Source organism: Alcanivorax sp. NBRC 102024 (assembly GCF_001602235.1).
Classification (GTDB): domain Bacteria; phylum Pseudomonadota; class Gammaproteobacteria; order Pseudomonadales; family Alcanivoracaceae; genus Alcanivorax.
Map to the genome: position 1 here is coordinate 142,666 of NZ_BDAS01000003.1, position 21,052 is coordinate 163,717.

Consider the following 21,052-nt stretch of genomic DNA (forward strand, 5'->3'; position numbering starts at 1 on the left):
CCCGCAAAGGTCGTCGTGATTAAAGGGTGGTCCGACTCAGCAAGTACTCGACCAGTGCCGCACGGCCCTCCTCCGTTGCCGGGGTTTCATCAGCAACCGATCTCGGGAAGTAGAAAGGATGCGGTGAATTTACAGGATTCCCCATCTCGTCTTCTCCCCGGGCCGGGTTGAACAGGTTATTCAATGCCTCTGCCGCATCCTCACCCTTCACCGAACCGTTATGAAGAAACTCATCCTTGTCCGCCAGGCCCAGCAATAGCGGTTTCGAAAAACCTCGCTGCTGCTGTCGCACGCTGGCATCCAGTACCACCAGGGTGTTGTCGTAATCCGGTGTGGGGCCGGCCAAGGTGGTCTGAACATTACTGAGCGGGTCATCGCGCTCCAGGAGAACCAGAAGATCGTCTTCATAATCACGGTACAGCGTGGTGATCGACACGATGATGTTGGCCACAGGGTCATTGGGGTTGGGCGTGTGGCACGCAGCGCAGTTGGCACCCTCGGGACGGGAATTGCGGAAGATCGCCTCCCCGGCTGCCACCATCTCAGCATCCAGCCCTTGCGGAGCAGCCGGGGATTCCAATTGATCCGTGTATGCCTTGAGGGCATCCAGTTTGTCATCGGAGACTCTCACTCCCACCGGACCCGTCGGATCCCCGGCAGCAATCCCTGTGGTTTCGCTATCTACCAGCGGCACCTGATCATCCAGCGCCATACCGGAGGAAAGCACACCACTGTCTTCCAGAATTTGCTGATATCGCTGCGTGATTTCGTCACCGACCGGGCCTGCAAGCACATTCAGGAAGGCCTTGCCCTCATCGGTGAGCAGGCTGGTGGGGTCCAGCGCCACGGTATAGACCAGATTGTTGAAGTCATTCAGGCGCGCAAAAGATCCACTGTGGCCCCACGGCGCCGCCAGATCCGTGCGGAAGAACGGAGGCACATAGGTCGCGTTGCCAATGCCGTCCGGAGTGGCGTCAAACGAAGTCACCGGATAGTAACGAATACCGGTTTCCCCGTTCACGCCGGTCAGGTATTCCCTGGCAACCTGATTGAGGTCGTCAATGGTGCCGTCAGACGGTATGCCGGTGAAATCACCATTGCCAATAGTTGCTCCCTTCTGGGTGTCAAACGCAAGCTGCAGTAAAGGCAAATACGCCAAAGGATTCGCGGATGCGGCGAAAATATTGCCCACATCAATGCCTTCAGCGACGACACCATCCACTTGCACACCCACTGAACCGGGGCCCGCAAAACCGGCCGGAACAACGGAATCATCCGTTCGTGCGTGGCAAAGGGCACAGGTCACACCGACTTTATCACCCCGTGCCAGATCGAGACTGTCGTTGGCGTTGAAGTCAGCGTCACTCCCCAGCGGTTTTCGGCTGCCATCCGCGGCGAAGGGAACAACGCCAATGACGGCCCCCTCATTGATCAGCGCGAGAGTCACCTGGGGATTGCTGAGGATCGTATCCTGAGGATTGGCTCCGTCTTCTATCATTGCCAGTGCATCCAGCAAGGCGGCAGCTGTTCCAGGACTCAGTGCCTCCACATTGACGTTCAAGCCAAGAGACAACGCTGTCAGCGGGGTTACCTCAGCCTGGGCAATGCCCTGGGGAAGTTGCATGAAATCCGTCCAGAAGCGTTCGTTGCCGAAGGTTTCGAAGCGAAACACCTCCCTGCCTTCGGAAACCGGATCGTCTCCGACAACAACTTCAACCGGGCGATCCACAAAGCGGGTCGTGTCGTCGCCACCGCAACCGGCCAGCCCCAGTCCGGCGAGCACAAGAAGGAATGCCGGGACTCCGGGTAAGCGACAGGCAATGGCTGAACGCTCCAACCTTCCCCGCCGCCGCCGCGATCCGGCGGAATGTTTGTCGAACCGGCTGTTACTGATGACGCTGACCATGATGTTTCTCCCTACCAACACCGCATGAGATGGATCGACAGTGTTCCTCGGGCAGTGAACATCAGGTCAACCGCACGTCATGTCACAAAACATGACACGAAGACACACAGAAAATGTTCCGCACTGTGGGGCAGTCGTCGAGAAGAATGCTGCGACCGAGCCTTCTGCCCCTTATACTCTGCCGCCATGGGCCGACGAACCAATCCGACAATTCAACGCATCAAGGGAGTGATCGCAGTGTCATTACTGCGACTGATCGCCTGGCTTCCCTACGCTGTGAATCGTGCCATCGCCTCCCTGTTCGGTGCGATCCTGGCCCGACTCCCCGGCGAGGCCCGACATGTGTCCCGGATCAATCTCTCCCTCTGCTATCCCCATTTGAGCGAGGTCCAGCGTCATCATCTGGCCCGGCAATCGCTTATGGAAAGCGCTCGCAATACCTTCGAGATCGCCCTGTTCTGGCGACGACCGGAGCAAGGACTGAAACGCATCGTGGCAGTGGACGGTGACGGCCCGCTGCGGCAGGCAGTGGAGGACGGCAAACCGGTGATGATTCTGGCTCCTCACCTGGGATGCTGGGAGGTACTTAATTTCTGGCTGGCCACCGAGTTCGGTCTGCATGCCATGTTTGCCCCGTCAGGACTGCCGGAAGTGGATGACCTGATACGCTCCGGGCGCGAGCACTTCGGCTCTACCATGTACCCCACCACCGCCCGGGGAGTGGCCGGTCTGGTCCGGGCCATGAAGAAAGGGGCGCTCACCGCCATCCTGCCGGACCAGGTACCGGATCGTCGCAGTGGTCGGCACGCCCCCTTCTTCGGCCAACCTGCCTACACCGGCACCCTGGCCTGCAAGCTGATCCGCCAGGCCGGTGCAGTCACTTTTATGGCCTGGGCTCGCCGTTTACCGAACGGAAAGGGATTCGAGATTCGCGTGCGTCCGGCGGACCCGCAGGTGGCTGATGACGATCTGGACACTGCTCTCACCGCCATGAACCGCTCCATCGCACACCTGATTGACGAGGAGCCCGCCCAGTATCTGTGGAGCTATAAACGCTTCCGGCGACCGCCCCCGGGGCACCAGGCCCCCTATTGACGCCAACGGATCTCGCTTTCAGTGATTGCGAGTATTCATCCCATGAATGGCTGTAACCGCGGTTTGGCTTAACAGTTGATGGCGTTTCGGCTATACTCCGCGCGCAATTCCAACCCCCAGTAACACCCTAAAAGACTGATTTCCAAAAGAAATCAGCCAATTCGAGTAAAGAGGGACACGCTGTGCTAGAAGCCTATCGCAAACATGTTGAAGAGCGCGCCGCCGAAGGTGTGCCGCCCAAGCCGCTGAACGAGCAGCAGGTTGCCGAGCTGGTCGAACTGCTGAAAAACCCGCCGGCTGGCGAAGAAGAATTCATCCAGGACCTGTTCGTTAACCGTGTTCCGCCCGGCGTGGACCAGGCCGCCTACGTGAAGGCTGCCTTCCTGACCGCGATTGTGAAAGGCGAAGCCAGCTCTCCCCTGATCGACCGCAAGCGTGCCGTGCAGCTGCTGGGCACCATGCAGGGCGGCTACAACGTCGCCACCCTGGTGGAAGCCCTGGACGACGCCGAACTGGCAGAAATCGCCGCCAACGAACTCAAGCACACCCTGCTGGTTTTCGATGCTTTCCACGATGTGGAAGACAAGATGAAAGCCGGCAACGCCAAGGCCAAGGAAGTGATCGAGTCCTGGGCCGAAGGCGAGTGGTTCACCAAGCGCCCGGATCTGGCAGAGAAAATGTCTCTGACCGTGTTCAAGGTAACCGGCGAAACCAACACCGATGACCTGTCCCCCGCCCAGGACGCCTGGAGCCGCCCGGACATCCCGCTGCACGGCAACGCCATGCTGAAGAATGCCCGCGAAGGCATCTTCCCGGAGAAAGACGGCGAAATCGGCCCGCTCAAGCAAATGGAAGAACTGAAAGCCAAAGGTCTCCCTGTTGCCTATGTGGGTGACGTTGTTGGTACCGGTTCCTCCCGTAAGTCCGCCACCAACTCCGTGCTGTGGCACTTCGGTGAAGACATTCCGTACGTGCCTAACAAGCGCGCCGGCGGGGTCTGCATCGGTGGCAAGATCGCCCCCATCTTCTTCAACACCATGGAAGATTCCGGCGCCCTGCCCTTTGAATGTGACGTTTCCAAGATGGAAACCGGCGACCAGATCGACATCTATCCGTTCGAAGGCAAGGTCGAGAAGAACGGCGAAGTGATTGCCGAATTCGAACTGCGCTCCCAGGTATTGCTGGACGAAGTGCGCGCCGGCGGCCGTATCAACCTGATCATTGGCCGCGGCCTGACCACCAAGGCCCGCGAAGCGCTGGGTCTGGCCCCGTCTGATCTGTTCCGCAAGCCGGAGCAGCCCGGTGACTCCAACAAGGGCTACACCCTGGCCCAGAAGATGGTCGGCAAGGCCTGCGGCCTGGAAGGCGTTCGCCCCGGCATGTACTGCGAGCCGAAGATGACCACCGTGGGTTCCCAGGACACCACCGGCCCGATGACCCGTGACGAGCTGAAAGATCTGGCCTGTCTGGGCTTCCAGGCGGACCTGGTGATGCAGTCCTTCTGTCACACCGCCGCTTACCCCAAGCCGGTCGACGTGGAAACCCAGCATACCCTGCCCGACTTCATCATGAACCGTGGCGGTGTGTCCCTGCGTCCGGGCGACGGCATCATCCATTCCTGGCTGAACCGTATGCTGCTGCCTGACACCGTGGGCACCGGTGGTGACTCCCACACCCGTTTCCCCATGGGCATTTCCTTCCCCGCAGGTTCTGGCCTGGTAGCCTTCGCTGCTGCCACCGGTGTCATGCCACTGGATATGCCGGAATCCGTACTAGTTCGCTTCAAGGGCAAGCGCCAGCCGGGCATCACCCTGCGTGACCTGGTACACGCCATCCCGCTGCAGGCGATCAAAGACGGTCACCTGACCGTTGCCAAAGCCGGCAAGGTCAACGTGTTCTCCGGTCGGGTCCTGGAAATCGAAGGTCTGGACGATCTGACTGTGGAGCAGGCATTCGAACTGTCTGATGCTTCCGCTGAGCGTTCTGCCGCCGGTTGTACCATCACCCTGTCTGAAGACAGCGTGACCGAGTACCTGAAGTCCAACATCACCATGCTCAAGTGGATGATTGCCAACGGTTACGGCGATGCCCGTACCATCGAGCGTCGTATCCAGGGCATGGAAGAGTGGCTGGCCAACCCGAGCCTGATGCGTGCCGACGCCGATGCCGAGTACCACACCGTCATCGAAATCGACATGGATCAGATCAAGGAGCCGGTACTGTGCTGCCCGAACGATCCGGACGATGCCAAGACCCTGTCCGAGGTGGCTGGCGCCAAGATCGACGAGGTATTCATCGGTTCCTGCATGACCAACATCGGTCACTTCCGCGCGGCGGGTAAACTGCTGCAGAAAGTGGAAAGCGGCACCATGCCCACCCGTCTGTGGATCGCACCGCCGACCAAGATGGATCAGCACCAGCTCACCGAAGAAGGCTACTACAACATCTTCGGCAGCGCCGGTGCGCGTACCGAGATGCCGGGCTGCTCTCTGTGCATGGGTAACCAGGCTCGCATCGCGCCCAAGTCCACGGCGGTATCCACTTCCACCCGTAACTTCCCGAACCGTCTGGGTCAGGGTGCGGATGTGTACCTGGCATCGGCTGAGCTGGCGTCTGTGGCGTCCATCCTCGGCAAGCTGCCGACCCCGGAAGAGTACATGGAGTATGCAAACACCATCGACTCCATGTCTTCTGACATCTACCGCTACCTGAACTTCGACCAGATGCCGGAGTACCAGGACGTGGCCGATACCGTGAAGATCCCGGTTGCCCAGTCTGTCTAAGACCGGATAATCGCTTCGCGAACCCGAAACGCCCGGCCTGTGCCGGGCGTTTCGCGTTTTAACAGGAAGTCAATGGATTCAGCACCAATTGGCGGCCATCGCATCAACGCTTGAGGCAATCCTGTTCCAGCAGCAACCTCCATCCGCACTTTGCCCTATCCAGGGCCACCCACCTTCCTTGCCGTCATTTCAACCGACTACTGACCGCCACTGCCACTCAGGCGCCGTTTGGTAAGCGCGGTTGCATCTGCCGCCAGAGGATCTTCCGGCCAGGGGTGCTTGGGATAACGGCCACGCAGATCCTTGCGCACAGCCGGGTAGTTCTCCCGCCAGAATCGTTCCAGGTTATCGGTAATGGCGGCAGGCCGTCCCGCCGGGGTGAGAAGATGGGCGCTGATGGTCCGCTTTCCTCCGGCAATGGCTGGCAAGCGGGTAAGGCCAAACAATTCCTGCAACTTGACCGCCAGAACCACGGTTTCCCCCGTGTAATCCAGCAACACCCGTCGTCCGGTGGGAATGGTGATCGCCTCCGGCATATCCCTTTGCAGCTGCTTGCGCTGATCCGCAGTCAATAGCAGGTTCAGGGCATCACGTAGCGGCACCCGTTTGAGATCCTGAAGGGTACGCATCCCGGCGAGAAAAGGCGCCAACCAGCTTTCCAGGTTTTCCTGCAGCGCATCATCACTCACATCCGGCCAATGCTCTCCCTCTACCGCCGCCAGCGTTGCCACCCTGGCCTGCCACTGCCGACAGTCCTCGGACCAGGGCAACAACCCCAGGCCATCCGTCCGCAGCCCCTCCAGCAGTCCCTGTACCTGTTGCTCAGCGGTAAGCGACGCCATGGGCTGACTGTGCAGGACAATGGCGCCAAGACGCCGTTGGCGCCAGCCCGTTACCCGCTGACGCTGACGATCCCACCCGATCTGTTCGTGCCACTGGGCATGGTCCCCCAGAACCGAGTCCAGGTCCGTCTCATCCAGCGGCATGGCGAGCCGGATACGGGCATCCCGGGGTTGGCCGTCCGTGTCCAGAATCAGTAACCATGATGTCCCGGACAAACTGTCCCCGGGGGGCAGTTGCACACCCGGGCCGTCCATCATCTGGTAGCGGTTACCCTCTCCCTGGCGCAGTCGAGCCAGCTGTCGCGGATAAACCCGGGCCAGCAACGCCCCCAGACTCTGGCGCCAGTCCTGTCGATCCTGTGGGTCGCCGGCGAGCAGACGTTGTGCTTCGAGCAGCAGCGAACGGTGACGATCCGGACTGGTTTCCAGGGCCTGCAGCCGGCTGCGCAAATCCACACCCTGACTCAGGATGTCTCGCTCTGAAAGCAACGCGGCGACCCGGGCGGCACAAACGGGCAGCCCCTGCTCCCGGCCGGCCAGAATCAGCATCCCCAGAGCGGGTTCAACACCCAGGCCGGCAATCGCAGCGCCAAACGTGGTAAGCCCACCTTGGGCATCCAGCGCCCCACCGTCGCGCAGCCTCGCCACCGCACTGTTCCAGGCCGCCACAGGGGGCAGGTCCAGCCATTGCATCTGCTGAGGTTCCCGGCATCCCCAGCGGGCCAGATCCAGCACCAGAGGGTCCAGCGCCACCCGGGCAATCTCCGGCTTCTGGTGGCTGGCCATGACCTCTGAGGCTGACCATAGCCGCACACAGCAGCCGGGGCCTAACCGCCCCGCCCGACCGCTACGCTGACGAGCACTGGCTTCGCTGATCCTGCGAGTCACCAGACGGCTACGGTGGCGGGCCGGGTCATAGACGGGCTCCCTGGCCAGGCCACTATCAATCACATGGGTAACCCCCTCAATGGTGAGGCTGGTTTCCGCCACATTGGTGGCCAACACCACCAGAGGCTCACCGTTTGCGGCTGCTTCCAGCACCTGTTGTTGCTGCGCCAGCGGCAACCCCCCATGCAATTCTCTCACTGGCAAACCGTATCCGGATTCGGACAAACCCCGGGCTACCCGGCGAATATCCCCGCGGCCGGGAAGAAACACCAGTATCACCTGGGCGTCAGCCGTCACGGACAGAATTTGCTGCACGCAGTGGTCGCGCCAATCCTGACTTGATGCCGGCGGGCGATAGAGAACCTCCACCGGGTAACTGCGCCCTTCACTGCGAATGACCGGCGCCTCCAGCATGGCCTCCAGGGGCCCACAGTCCAGCGTCGCGGACATGACCAGCAACCCCAGGTCCGGGCGGAAGGCCTCTCGGATTTCCCTGACCAGAGCCAGCCCCAGGTCCGCATTCAGGGATCGTTCATGAAATTCATCAAAAATGACCAGCGCAATACCCTGGAGCTCCGGGTCACTCAACGCCATGCGGGTCAGCACCCCTTCCGTGACCACCTCCAGCCGGGTGGCCGCGCTGACTCGGGTATCGGTCCGGGTTCGGTAACCAACAGTCTGCCCCACCGGCTCACCGAGCTGGGAAGCCATAAAGGTCGCCACGGAGCGGGCGGCAACCCGACGGGGCTCCAGCATCAGAATCCGCCCCGGGCGGGAGCCGAAACGCTCGAGCAGAGACAACGGCACACGGGTCGATTTCCCGGCCCCCGGGGGCGCTTCCAGAATGGCACAGCCGGATTGCTGCAGGGCCTCAAGGAGTGGCGCCACCACATCATCGACGGGGAATTCGTTCTGCATTTGTTACGTCCATTGCTGAGGCGCCGTGACGGCGGTCACTTCTGGTCAACTTGGTGAATCAATACCGCTGGTGGGGAAACGGACCTATGCTATATTCTGCTCATCATCGACTAATAATTAATAATGACTTTCTGTAGTGATATATGCTGAATGACTTGGGGATTCCTGAGCACCTGATCTGGAAGTTGAATGACTTTGACAACCACCAGCGGGCGGTCAATTTCATCAAACAGTTTCAGGATACGCTGTGCGTATACAGTGCGCCGGTGGAACAGCTCTATACCAATTACGATATTTCCATACCACCCGATGACGATCGCTCATTGGTGATTCTGCCAAATCCCTATGCATACCACGATACGTTCAACAGTATTGGGGATCATAGTGTTCACGCCACCGGCATGTATATCGTGCCTGGAGATTTGTTCGGCAAGGAAGGGCTTTTTCTGACGTTACGGCTACTGAAGTATGGCAAGCGGGTTATCAAACCGGTGCCTCTGAAAGTGGGCCTGTGGGCGCTGATGAAGAAGGAATCCACTACCATCCCCTTCCTCCCGGTCATCACCAAAGGGGATTTACGGGCCTTTCGCAAGGATTTTCCCTGCCTCCACCTGCATCGTATTCAACCCTCCAGACTGTCTGATCGCTCGCCCATGGAAATCAAAGCCATACAGCGCGTCATCCGCGACAAGCTGAAGGTGTACATGTAACGGCAGTGAACCGCTAATAGTGAAGAGTTAACAGCGAAAACACACCGGACCGGGAAGAACCACCAAACACCAGAGATGGCTTTCCCGGATGTGTAGACGTGATCAAGTCTATTCAGTCTGACTGAGCGTAACAGTGGTCCAGTGCCAGGACATAGTACTCCAGCCCTTTCACCGCTGCCGCAAAGGCTCTTTCCCGGCTCTGTTGATCGACACAGGTGAGCTTGATGAGCTCCATGGCCTCGTGGGGATGGGCATCATCGTAGGAGGCGTGGGCTCGCAGCCAGGCCATGGAATGGCGGTTAATGGTGGCCACCCCGTTTTCCTGATAGGCCTGCATGCCTTTGACCACGCTCTGGCTCCACTCCCCCGTGGCCCACTCTATGGCCAGATTGGTGGCGGCAATGCCTTCTTCCAGGCTGGCCTGTCTGCCCATGTGCCAGAGATAATGGTTTACCGCATCCATGGCTGGCGGCGGCGTGACAAACTCCAGCTCTTCCAGAGTAATACCAAAGCCCATGGCCCAGTCCTGATACCAGTACGCATGGCGTTGTTCGACCTTGATATTGCTGATCAACCAGTTCTTGCTTTCTTCGTGGCCGGGATACCGGCCTGGCTGGGTCTTGGCCAGATTCAGCCCCATGTACTTGGGAAAGTTTTCCACCAGCGGATAGAAATTCAGCAAGGCACTGCGGAAACGGGGCAAGCTGAGTGTCCCGGCCCCCATTTCCACAAAGACCGGATGCTCCACCACCTGATTTTTCAACGGTACCAGATCGTCCCAGAAAGTTTGGGCCCAGGGGCTGTGATCGGTGAGTTCGAGCCCTTTCTTATAATTTGCGGCGCGCATTTGTCGTTCTCCATAACAACCAGTTATCGCAGCGTTGGATCAGAGAGCTATCCTATACAGATAACACACTAGTCCAATAATTTGTATAAGCGATTTCGGAGCCTGCGTAAATGACGCCGTTGCTGTTTATTCGGTGGCGAAGCGGGATCGTAGTGGAGCTTCTGGTAGTATTTTGCCCAACTTTGGGCAGCGCCAGCCGCCTGGGGCCATTGCTCGCTGATCGCATCGCATAGCTGCATGGGGCTCAGGCCGACTACCAGGGGGCGCCCCCGCTCACTGGCCCGTTGATGTAACCGCCAGTATTCCCGCTCCATCAGCGTCTGTTTTGCCTTGCCGGTTCGCCAAATCAGAAACAGCGCATAGAGCCCCATCAGCACGCCGACAGAGACAATCAGGGCAATGGCAATGCGCGTTGGCGAAACCGCGCCGAGAAGGTCTCCGAGAAATTCGGACTGGAAGACACTGTCGTAGCCCAACACCCAGGTCTGCCAGCGGAAATCCACATAGTCCATCCACTGGCTGACCAGCGCCAGTACGCCGCCATCCGAGAAACGACGCAGCCCCAGATCATCCAGCAGATCGCTGCCCTCCTCGCTGTTTTCCAGGGCCTCTCTCAGACCAAACTCAATGCGCTCGGGGGCAACCGCGGCGGTGGGATCCACACGGGTCCACCCTTTGTTTTCAAGCCAGATTTCACTCCAGGCATGGGCGTCATACTGGCGCACCAGTAAATGTGAGCCCAGCTCGTTACGCTCACCCCCCTGGTAGCCAACCACCACTCTGGCCGGCACCCCTGCAGCGCGCATCAGAAAGGTAAAGCTGGACGCATAGTGCTCACAGAACCCCCGCCGGGTTCGGAATAAAAAATCATCCACCGGATCCATGGCAAGCCGTGGGGGCCGCAGTGTGTAGTGAAAAGGCTGCTCCCGGAAGTATTGCAGGGCACGCTGAGCAATCCCCTCAGCCGAAGGGCTTTCCAGACGCCACTGTTGCGCCAGGCCACGTGCCTTGACCCCGGCGTCCTCCGGTATCGACAACATCAATTGTCGCTCCAGCCGGGTCAGGTCAATCTCTTCGGCCACGGCAGGCACGCTTTCCACGCGATAGGCAAATCGCTCGGAAACCGGTCGGTTGGCCACCAGACGCATATCCTTGGCCAGGGCCACATCGCCATAGATCGGGAAAGGCACATCCAGGCTGAACAACCAGCGCCGCTGGGTGGGTTCCGCGATCACCTGATAGCGGTAACCGGGCTGCCCTGACTCCCGCTGCTCTGCTATCCGCTGGTACCAGTCCGGTTTGTTATTGCCTGGCCGGTACAGGTACTGCGATTCCGGGATCCCCTGGGGGATCGCCTGCTGCCAGGTTCGACCGTCATAGTGGCTCAGCGTCAGGCCCCGCCAGTAACGCTGGCCCCGCGACGGCATCTCTCCCTCAAAGTCCACCCGAAACGCCAGCTCCGCCGACTCCGACAACTCGCTGATCTGTCCCGGCGACATGCTGTCGCTCATCCCCGTGCGGGCCTTGTCTCCCCCCACCTGCATATTCCATAACGGCGCCACCCGGGGTACCAACAGGAACAGCACCACCATCATGGGGATCGCTTGCAAGGTCATCATCGCCGCACGCTTGCCATGTACCCAGCCACTGGCACGGGTATCACTGTGGTTGATCCCGACCAGGCAGGTGGTAAGGACCATCATGCACAGCAGCACATAGAGAAACATGCCCAGGGTCTGGGAAAACAATAGCGCGGTTGCACAGACAAAATAACCGAGCACAATCACCACATAGGCGTCACGCTGCTGCACCACTTCCAGATACTTCAGCGCGAACAGGCTCACCAGCAGAGCGACCCCGGCTTCGGGCCCGTACAGTCGACCGAAGCTGAAAAACGTCAGCCCGACAGCACCGATCAACAACAGGGAACGCACTATCCGGCCCGGTAGTGTCAGGCGTTGATGATCCACCAGCCAGCGGATCAGGATCACCAACGCCAGCAAACCGGTCTGCCAGAGAACGCCTTTGACCAGTTGCGGGATGGAGCACAGCACGACAGCCAGAGCCAGCCAGAGTCGGGTATGGGATGGAACCTGATAGATGCGCGCCATGGAGAACCTCAGAAATCCGGATAACTGGCCAATGCATCCAGCAGCCGCCAGCGATGCACGTCACCGGTATCCGGAGCCAGTGTCAGCCCGGGCAACTCCAGACCATAGGGTTGGCGCTGCGGATCCAGTTGCAAAATCCAGTAGCACAATATGGATAAGCGTTGCTCCTCCCCCAGGCCCTGCAGACGGTCCCAGCGCAGCCACAGACGACCACCGACCGGTTCCTCGAACTGCTTGGTATTCAGCCCACGGCCCCGGGCGTACCCTTTCCAGTCGACCCGTCGCAGGGAATCCCCCGCTGTGTAGTTTCGCAACCCCTGGAATTCGTCATTGCCCGTTTGACCACTACTGAATGACTGCTGATTTTCTTTGCCGCCATCGGCCGGGCAATCCGGGCTTTCCTGCGGGCGCGGCCAGGCCAGGCAGTAATGGTCCATGGACACATAGGACCAACTTCGCAGCAATCCCAGCGGGAAGCGGCTTTCTACCCTTAACCGGGGCGCCGTCACCCTGCCTCGTTCGGGCAACGGCAGGTTCAGCCACAGGCTTTCTTCCTCGCCCCTGCGGATGCTGATCTGTTGACCATCCTGGTCCGGCCAGCGTAGCCAGACACAATGGTGATCGCGACGTTGGGCAAACAGCACAATTTCCAGTGCCCCTTCTTCCCCCGCAAAGCCGGATTCACTATCACCGTTACGCATGCCCAGGGCGGACAGGTTCCGGAAGGTATGCAGAATTGCCACCATGAACAGGCTGGCAAGCAGGAACGCCAGGGCCAGGATCAGATTATTTTCATAATTGATGCCGCCGATGAACAACAGGGCGGACACCAACAGATAGAAGAAACCGTAGCCGGTGGGAAAAATAAAGATGCGCCGTTGATCCAGCACCACCTGTCTGGCCGGCGGTAAGCGCCGCGCCAGCCAGCGTTCATAAAGGTTCCGTATCGGCGCCGGCATCAGCATGGCTAACGGCGTATAACGGGAACGGACTGCAGCAAAGACTGGGTGGTGGCGGCCACACTGCCACCCTGCCGGGCACTGAGACGATGCTCCGCCACAGAGGGCCACACTGCCTGTACATCCTCGGGCAAGACATAATCACGCCCACTGATGAGGGCCCAGGCACGGGCCGCCTTGAGCAGCCCCAGACCTGCCCGGGGAGACAACCCGGAGACAAAACGGTCATCAGATCGGGTGGCATCCAGTAGCCGTTGTACATAGTCCAGCAGTTCGTGGCTGGCGCGCACCTTCCCCACGACCCGTGACAGCTTGATGAGGCCTTCACTGTTTATGACGGCCTGCAACTCCCGCACCTGTTCGCGCAAGTCGCCACCGGCCAGCAATTGCAGCTCCACTTCCGGCGCGGGATAGCCCAGGGAAATTCGCATCAAGAAACGGTCAAGTTGGGATTCCGGGAGCACGAAGGTGCCGGCCTGGTCCACCGGATTCTGGGTGGCGACAACGAAGAATGGTTGTGGCAGATCCCGGGTCACCCCATCCAGAGTCACCTGTCGCTCTTCCATGGCTTCCAGCAATGCACTCTGGGTTTTCGGTGTGGCGCGATTGATCTCATCGGCAAGCAGCAACTGGGTGAAAACCGGCCCTTCGCGCAGGGAGAATTGCTGTGTGGCAGGGTCAAACACAGAGACGCCAAGAATGTCCGCAGGCAGCATGTCGCTGGTGAACTGCACCCGTCGGTACTCAAGCTTGAAGACCCTGGCCAGGGCATGCGCGAGCGTGGTTTTACCCATGCCGGGCAGGTCTTCGATAAGCAGGTGACCATTGGCCAGCATGCAGGTAAGTGCGAGCTTGAGTTGTTCTTCTTTGCCCAGTACAACACGGCCCACCTGGGCCAGAACTTTATCCAGTGCCTGCATGGTTCCCCTTGATTCTATTTATTGCGGGCGCGACAGATGAAGTACAGGCGTCTTTTTAACCCGATTGGCCAACCTACGCCGGCGCTTGTTGTTATGCGCTGGCGATCGCCTGTAAACCCCGGTTCAAGTCTGCCTTCAGGTCGTTCACCGATTCCAGACCAATGGCCAGACGAATCAGGTTTTCAGTGACCCCTGCCCGCTGTTTTTCTTCCTCTTTAACCCGCCCGTGGGTTGTGGATGCCGGGTGGGTAATCGTCGTTTTAACATCACCCAGGTTGGCGGTGATGGAAATCAGCCGGGTGGCATCAATAAAGCGCCAGGCTGCTTGCCGGTCCCGGTTTCCCGCAGCATCTTCCACTTCAATGGACATGACAGCGCCAAAACCGGACTGCTGTTTTCCGGCAAGAGCATGCTGAGGGTGATGTTTCAGGCCCGCATAATGCACCCGCACAATGCCAGGCTGTTTTTCCAACCACTCGGCCAGCTCCTGGGTACGGGCGCTCTGGGCTTCCATCCGCAGGGATAGTGTTTCCAGGCCCTTGAGAAATACCCAGGCGTTGAAGGGGCTCATGCAGGCACCGGCGGAACGAACAAAACCCAGCACTTCTTCCATTTCGGCTTTCGGGCCTACCACGGCACCACCGAGGCAACGCCCCTGGCCATCAAGATATTTGGTGGCACTGTGGATGACGATATCAGCGCCAAGCGCCAGGGGCTTTTGCAGCGCAGGGGTGCAGAAGCAATTATCCACGACCAGCAGTGCGCCATTGTCATGGGCCAACTTGGCCAGGGCGCGAATATCGCCAATTTCCGATAGCGGGTTGGACGGGGTTTCCAGGTAGAGAATCCGGGTCTCCGGCCGTATTGCCGCTTCCCAGTCCTGCAAGTCACTCAGATCCACCAATGACGTTTCGATACCGAACTTGGCCAGGTATTTGTCGAACACCACATTGGTGGTACCGAACACACTGCGTGAGCTGACAATGTGATCGCCCGGAGACAACAGCGAAAAGAAAGTCCCACTGATGGCGGCCATGCCAGAAGCAAACGCCACACAGGCTTCGCCCCCTTCAAGCGCTGCCAGCCGCTGCTCGAAGGCGCGTACCGTGGGATTGGTAAAGCGGGAATAAATATTACCCGGCTCCTGGCCTCCGAATCGGGCCGCAGCCTGGGCGGCGCTTTCATAGACAAAACTCGAGGTCAGGAAAATCGGATCCGAGTGTGCCATCTCGTCCGTACGCAACTGTGCCGTGCGGATAGCCAGGGTTTCCACATCAAGTTGTGTCGGATCCAGATCGTTCATTGATAGCCTCGGTTTTCCTTCGGTCTTGCTCAGTTCGGATTGTGCAAATCGATAATCTCGTTATCTGCCAATGCGCGGGTTTTCTCACTACTGCCTTTGGCCATATCGTTACGACGGGCTTCCAGACCGGCCAGATATTCCGGGGTGATGTTGCCCGCCAGATAGGTTCCATTGAACACGGAACAGTCGAAGGACTCCACCCCGGGATTACCTTCCTTGCACGTCTCCACCAGATCTTCCAGATCCTGGTAAATCAACTTGTCGGCACCGATCAATTTGCCGATTTCCTCAGTGGTGCGACCGTGGGCAATCAATTCCTGGGCGGCCGGCATATCAATGCCATAGACGTTGGGATACTGCACCGCAGGAGCCGCAGAGGCGAAATAGACCTTGCGGGCGCCGGCTTCCCGGGCCATCTGGATGATCTCGTTACAGGTCGTCCCGCGGACAATGGAGTCATCCACCAACAGCACATTCTTGCCTTTGAACTCCAGCTCAATGGCATTGAGTTTCTGGCGCACGGATTTCTTGCGTTGCTGCTGGCCCGGCATGATGAAGGTCCGGCCGATGTAGCGGTTCTTGATGAAACCCTCACGGTATTTGACGCCCAGATGGTTCGCCATCTGCAGGGCAGACGTACGGCTGGTATCCGGGATCGGGATCACCACGTCGATGTCGTGGTCCGGCCATTCCCGCTCGACTTTCTCCGCCAGCTTCTCGCCCATGCGCAGGCGCGCCTTGTACACCGAAATACCGTCGATGATGGAGTCCGGCCGGGCCAGGTAAACCTGCTCGAAAATGCAGGGATGCAGACTGGGATTGTCGGCACACTGACGGGTGTGCATCTCCCCTTCTGCAGTAATGTAGATGGCTTCACCAGGCGCCAGATCCCGTTCGATATGAAACCCCAGGGAAGACAAAGCCACAGATTCCGACGCCACCATGTACTCGGGACCATTGGGGGTGTCCTTGCGACCGAAACAGACCGGACGAATGCCGTGGGGGTCACGAAACGCCAGAATGCCATAGCCGGTAATCATGGCCACCACCGCATAGGCCCCTTCCACCCGCTTGTGAACAGCGGCGACGGCGTCAAAGATATCGTCCGGCTCCGGCTGCAACTTGCCACGACTCTGCAGTTCGTGGGCAAACACATTCAGCAGCACCTCGGAATCGGAGGTGGTGTTGATATGGCGCAGATCGGCCCGGAAGATATGCTCGGCCAATTCCTCGGCATTGGTGAGATTGCCGTTGTGGGCCAGGGTGATGCCGTAGGGAGAGTTCACATAGAACGGCTGGGCTTCCGCGGAACTGGAGCTGCCCGCAGTGGGATAGCGCACATGACCGATGCCCATGTTGCCCACCAGACGGCGCATATGGCGGGTGCGAAACACATCACGCACCATGCCGTTGTCCTTGCGCAGATAAAGACGATCCCCGTCACAGGTAACGATACCGGCTGCATCCTGCCCCCGATGCTGAAGGACTGTCAGCGCATCATAGATACCCTGGTTCACATAGCTATGGCCGACAATGCCCACAATGCCGCACATGGTACTTTCCTCTCGTTAGGGGCTGTTAACCGCATTCATCTGAACGATGTCTTGCAGCCCCTCGTTGCTTATACGTTCATGACCAGAGCGAGTAGTTTTTCGCCCATGTCCCGGGTCCACGCTTCCATCATGACCAGATGCGGAACCAGAGTGGATTCTTGCCACCATGGATCGGCACCAAACAGGTGCCGCCCCAGGGCTACCAGCACAACCATCAGCAGCACACCTCGCATGGCGCCGAAGACCATACCCAGCAATCGATCAGTACTGCTCAGCCCGGTGACACGAATCAACTCACCGAGCAAATGGTTAATGAGGGCACCGACCACCAGCGTCAAGACAAACAGCAAGCCGAAAGCAACAGCGGCACGCAGGCTGGGAGTGGTGATCTGGTCCTGAAGAAGAAGATCCAGGGCCGGGCTGAACAGGCGCGCGATGATAAAGGCCGCCACCCAGGTGAGCAACGAAAAGGCTTCACGGGTGAAGCCTCGGCGCACGCTAAGCAAAGCGGAAATTGCGATGACAATCAGAATGATGGCGTCTGCCAGATTCATGTAAAGCGTGCTCTCACCGGCGGATAAGCGCTCGTCCGGGGGTGCCCTTGCGCTGTAGCCAGCGGCGGGACACCCGGAAAATTCAGAGCGCGAAGTTTAACAGAGGCTGACCCACTTGCCCATGGATACAGCCCGTGGATGGCGGCAATCAGGGGGCGTAAATCCGTACCAGCCCCTTGAAGCCGAAACGGCTGTCATCCGCCAGCTGCTGGCGGGTTCGTTCGGCATCTTTCTTGTGGATTTCCGGCCCCACCATGACACGGTGCACGACCTTGCCCTGGTGGCTGTCAGTCTCACTGTATGCCCGGTAACCGGCGGCTTTCAGCTTCTCCACCACGGCCTCGGCGTTATCGACACTGGAATAGCTGCCCACCTGAACCACAAAACCGGCCAGCACCGGACCGTCATCCGGATCTGCCGGCGGTGGCACTGGCGCATCCTCCGTCACCACAGGCTCCTTGGCTGGCGGCGGCTCGGCACTGTCTGGATTCGCCTGCAAATGCTCCTGCGCAGCAGCTCTGACCGCCTCTCTCTCCGACTCAATGCGCTCCGCCGCGGCCTCCTCCATCTCGGTTGTCACAACGGGATCCACGTTGACCGCCGTCATCTCCGGCTGATCAGGAATTTGCATATCCAGGGCATTGCGGATCTGTTCCGGCGACCGGAACACAAAGGGTGCCAGCACAGCCGCCAGGACCAACAACAGAACAACGCCGACAATGCGCTGACGGGTTCGTTTATCCACCTTGCTCTCCCCTCGCTTCCGCAACGGTATAGAAAGACCCGAAGATTAGCACCTGATCGTCGGCCTGTGCAGCGTTAAGGGCACCCTGCAACGCCTCACGGACACTAGCGTACTGGCGGCAGGATGCCTGCTCCGGCAAGGCAGCGGCCAGCCTGGTCGCGGGGGCGGCCCTGGCAATGGCAGGCGCGGCCAGATGCCAGCTCACCGGCTGTCCGGTGAAGAGCGCCACCACGTCATCGATCGGCTTGTCGGCCATCATCCCGAACACCAGGTGTCGCGCCCCCTCACAGGGGGGCAACATCTGAAGGAAACGCGCAACCGCGGGCAGATTATGGCCCACGTCAAACCAGCAGGCACGGCCCTGAACCTGTCGGAATTCACAACGCCCGAACAGGGTCACTTCAGCCACGGCCTGGCAGTCCGCTGTGTCGACCTGCACCCCCGCCAGGCTGAGCGCCTGGCAAGCCGTCGCCAGATTATCCCGACCCAGCACTACCCGGTCGGGAAAAGCCAGGTCACGCCCATCACAGAGAGTGACTCCCTGCTGGGCAAGACGGAAATCCCGGCCGGCAAACACCGGCACCGCGGCATACTGTCCTGCCAGCTCCGGCAGGTTTTGCGGCCAGTCTGCCTCACCAAAGACCAGCGGCTTGCCGGATCGGGCAATCCCGCATTTTTCACCGGCAATGGCTTCCCGGGTCTCACCCAGCCAGTCCTGGTGATCCAGCCCCACCGAGGTGACCACCGCCACATCCGGGTCGACGATATTGACCGCATCAAGTCGGCCCCCGAGCCCCACCTCCAACAGCACCAGATCCGCCCCGCTCTGCCGGAACAGCCACAGCGCCGCCAGGGTACTGAACTCGAAATAGGTCAGGGAAATGTCCTGGCGCGCCTGCTCCACCTGTTCAAACGCTTCACAGAGCTGCTGATCAGACGCCAGACCATCAGGCAGGCGAACGCGCTCATTGAAACGATGCAGATGGGGGGAGGTATAAAGACAGACTCTTCGGCCATGACGCTCCGCCAGAACCTGCATCAGGCGCAGGGTGGAGCCTTTCCCATTGGTGCCAGCCACGGTGATCACCGGCACAGGCATTGTGCTCACCCCGAGACGACTGGCCACCTGGCGAATACGCTCCAGGCCCAGTTCAATTTCGGTGGGATGCATGGCCTCGATCCGCTCCAGCCAGGCGGCCAGAGCGGATGCGGCAGGATCGTCAGTCATCGACAGTCTGGAGGGACCAGCCCATCATGTTCGCCAGCAGGCGATGGAGGGTATCGCGCATATCGTGGCGAGCCACGATCATGTCGATGGCACCATGATCCAAGAGGAACTCGCTACGCTGGAAACCTTCAGGCAATTTCTGCCGCACGGTCTGTTCAATGACCCGAGGTCCGGCAAAACCGATCAGGGCATTGGGCTCAGCCACGTTCACATCACCCAGCATGGCCAGGGACGCGGACACGCCGCCATAAACCGGATCGGTGAGTACGGAGATAAACGGCAGACCCGCCTGCCGCAACTTTTCCAGCGCCGCGCTGGTCTTGGCCATCTGCATCAGGGAGAACAGGGCTTCCTGCATGCGCGCCCCACCGCTGGCGGAAAAACAGACCAGCGGCAGCTTTTGCTCCAGGCATACGTCTACGGCACGGACAAACCGCTCACCCACCACAGAGCCCATGGAGCCGCCCATGAAGTTGAATTCGAAGGCACAGGCCACCAGGGGTTCCCCGTGCAACGTCCCTTTCAGGGCTATCAGGGCGTCGTTTTCCTCGGTGGCTTTCTGGGCAGCGACCAGGCGATCCTTGTATTTCTTGGAGTCCTTGAACTTGAGACGATCCACCGGGGCCAGTTCCGCTCCGATTTCCGTCTGCACGCCTTCATCGAGAAACAGCTTGAGCCGCCGCCGGGCATTGATGCGCAGGTGATGCTCACATTTCGGGCAAACATCCATGTTGCGGTCCAGTTCGGGCCGATACACCACCCCGTCGCAGCGTGGGCACTTGCGCCACAACCCCTCGGGAATGCTGTTGCGCCGGTTTTCCTGGGGGCGGCGTACTGCAGGCAGGATTTTTTCCAGCCAGTTGCTGTTGCTCATGCAAAGGTCCCGTTACTGATCCATAGCGTTACGCATGGCGGCCAGAATGTCACTGATGGACTGGTTGATCGCTTCCGGGTTGTCCGGATTGGCCGCAATCTGGTTCACCAGGGCACTCCCGACAACCACACCATCAGACACTCGACTTACCGCCTGTGCAGATTCAGCGTCTTTGATACCAAAGCCGACACCAATGGGCAATTGAGCAAGGTTGCGAATTGTTTCAACCCGACCGGCCACTTCGTCCACATTCAGGGAGGCCGAGCCTGTCACCCCCTTGAGAGAGACGTAATACAGGTAGCCGGAACCGGCCTTGCCAATCAGCTTGATACGGGCATCCGAGGTGGTCGGGGCCACCAGGAAAATCATGTCCAGCTCGTGGGCATCCATCACCGGCTTGATTTCCAGGGCCTCTTCCGGGGGCAAGTCCACCAGCAGGATGCCATCCACGCCGGATTGTGAGGCCGCCTTGGCAAAGTTTTCATAGCCGAGCGCTTCCACCGGATTCAGATAGCCCATCAGGACCACCGGTGTCTCGCTATCGCGCTCACGGAATGCCTTTACCATTGCCAGCACGTCATGAGTGGAAGTGCCATGGGCCAGGGCCCGCTCGCAGGCCTTCTGGATCACCGGCCCGTCAGCCATGGGGTCAGAAAAAGGCACACCCAACTCGATGATGTCGGCACCGGCTTCCACCATGGCATGCATCAGTGGCACCGTCACTTCCTTACTGGAGTCACCGGCGGTCACGAAAGGAATCAATGCCTTGCGTTTTTGCTCGGCCAGCCGCTGAAAACAGCTTTCAATACGACGCAT

The 21,052-nt window shown here is 59.5% G+C and carries 16 protein-coding genes; 3 read left to right on the forward strand and 13 right to left on the reverse strand.

The window, feature by feature from the left end; genetic code table 11:
* Positions 1 to 19 precede the first annotated feature (19 nt).
* Positions 20 to 1,906, reverse strand: a complete 1,887-nt coding sequence (locus A0251_RS06955; protein WP_197461875.1) for a hypothetical protein — start codon at positions 1,904 to 1,906, stop codon at positions 20 to 22.
* Positions 1,907 to 2,143: 237 nt separating this feature from the next.
* On the opposite strand from A0251_RS06955, the gene A0251_RS06960 reads away from it, so the two are divergent.
* Positions 2,144 to 3,001 carry a lysophospholipid acyltransferase family protein gene (locus tag A0251_RS06960; RefSeq protein WP_231874184.1) on the forward strand — a complete coding sequence of 286 codons (858 nt, stop codon included), beginning with the start codon at positions 2,144 to 2,146 and terminating at the stop codon, positions 2,999 to 3,001.
* A 182-nt stretch (positions 3,002 to 3,183) separates the two neighbouring features.
* Complete coding sequence (acnB, locus tag A0251_RS06965) at positions 3,184 to 5,784, forward strand: bifunctional aconitate hydratase 2/2-methylisocitrate dehydratase (RefSeq protein ID WP_062816130.1); 2,601 nt, start codon at positions 3,184 to 3,186, stop codon at positions 5,782 to 5,784.
* 197 nt (positions 5,785 to 5,981) lie between these two features.
* Here acnB and hrpB read toward each other — a convergent pair whose 3' ends face one another.
* Complete coding sequence (hrpB, locus tag A0251_RS06970) at positions 5,982 to 8,432, reverse strand: ATP-dependent helicase HrpB (protein ID WP_062816131.1); 2,451 nt, start codon at positions 8,430 to 8,432, stop codon at positions 5,982 to 5,984.
* A gap of 143 nt (positions 8,433 to 8,575) precedes the next feature.
* Between hrpB and A0251_RS06975 the strand changes: the two genes are divergently transcribed.
* Positions 8,576 to 9,142 (forward strand): hypothetical protein, encoded by a 567-nt coding sequence (locus A0251_RS06975; RefSeq protein ID WP_062816132.1) that lies wholly within the window; start codon positions 8,576 to 8,578, stop codon positions 9,140 to 9,142.
* A 112-nt stretch (positions 9,143 to 9,254) separates the two neighbouring features.
* Here the strand turns inward: A0251_RS06975 and A0251_RS06980 are convergent, their stop codons facing one another.
* The 11 genes from A0251_RS06980 to trpA all read right to left on the reverse strand — a co-directional run bounded on the left by A0251_RS06980 (position 9,255) and on the right by trpA (position 21,052).
* Positions 9,255 to 9,989 carry a TenA family transcriptional regulator gene (locus A0251_RS06980; protein ID WP_062816133.1) on the reverse strand — a complete coding sequence of 245 codons (735 nt, stop codon included), beginning with the start codon at positions 9,987 to 9,989 and terminating at the stop codon, positions 9,255 to 9,257.
* Positions 9,990 to 10,057: 68 nt separating this feature from the next.
* Entirely contained in the window at positions 10,058 to 12,100 is a 2,043-nt protein-coding gene (locus A0251_RS06985) for a DUF3488 and transglutaminase-like domain-containing protein (RefSeq protein WP_062816134.1), read from the reverse strand.
* A gap of 8 nt (positions 12,101 to 12,108) precedes the next feature.
* Positions 12,109 to 13,065, reverse strand: a complete 957-nt coding sequence (locus A0251_RS06990) for a DUF58 domain-containing protein (protein ID WP_062816135.1) — start codon at positions 13,063 to 13,065, stop codon at positions 12,109 to 12,111.
* Positions 13,066 to 13,067: 2 nt separating this feature from the next.
* Positions 13,068 to 13,979, reverse strand: coding sequence for a MoxR family ATPase (locus tag A0251_RS06995; protein WP_062816136.1), 912 nt, complete (start codon positions 13,977 to 13,979; stop codon positions 13,068 to 13,070).
* A gap of 91 nt (positions 13,980 to 14,070) precedes the next feature.
* The gene (locus A0251_RS07000; protein WP_062816137.1) at positions 14,071 to 15,282 is read right to left on the reverse strand and encodes an O-succinylhomoserine sulfhydrylase; all 1,212 of its coding nucleotides are present in this window, start codon (positions 15,280 to 15,282) and stop codon (positions 14,071 to 14,073) included.
* Positions 15,283 to 15,311: 29 nt separating this feature from the next.
* Positions 15,312 to 16,835 carry an amidophosphoribosyltransferase gene (gene purF / locus A0251_RS07005; RefSeq protein WP_062816138.1) on the reverse strand — a complete coding sequence of 508 codons (1,524 nt, stop codon included), beginning with the start codon at positions 16,833 to 16,835 and terminating at the stop codon, positions 15,312 to 15,314.
* A gap of 68 nt (positions 16,836 to 16,903) precedes the next feature.
* Positions 16,904 to 17,389 (reverse strand): CvpA family protein, encoded by a 486-nt coding sequence (locus tag A0251_RS07010; protein WP_062816139.1) that lies wholly within the window; start codon positions 17,387 to 17,389, stop codon positions 16,904 to 16,906.
* Positions 17,390 to 17,537: 148 nt separating this feature from the next.
* Positions 17,538 to 18,134, reverse strand: a complete 597-nt coding sequence (locus tag A0251_RS07015) for an SPOR domain-containing protein (protein WP_231874185.1) — start codon at positions 18,132 to 18,134, stop codon at positions 17,538 to 17,540.
* Positions 18,127 to 19,362 (reverse strand): folylpolyglutamate synthase/dihydrofolate synthase family protein, encoded by a 1,236-nt coding sequence (locus tag A0251_RS07020; RefSeq protein WP_062816141.1) that lies wholly within the window; start codon positions 19,360 to 19,362, stop codon positions 18,127 to 18,129. Before A0251_RS07020 ends, A0251_RS07015 begins: the two co-directional genes overlap by 8 nt.
* The gene (gene accD / locus A0251_RS07025; protein ID WP_062816142.1) at positions 19,355 to 20,236 is read right to left on the reverse strand and encodes an acetyl-CoA carboxylase, carboxyltransferase subunit beta; all 882 of its coding nucleotides are present in this window, start codon (positions 20,234 to 20,236) and stop codon (positions 19,355 to 19,357) included. Before accD ends, A0251_RS07020 begins: the two co-directional genes overlap by 8 nt.
* A 12-nt stretch (positions 20,237 to 20,248) precedes the next feature.
* Positions 20,249 to 21,052 carry a tryptophan synthase subunit alpha gene (gene trpA, locus A0251_RS07030; protein WP_062816143.1) on the reverse strand — a complete coding sequence of 268 codons (804 nt, stop codon included), beginning with the start codon at positions 21,050 to 21,052 and terminating at the stop codon, positions 20,249 to 20,251.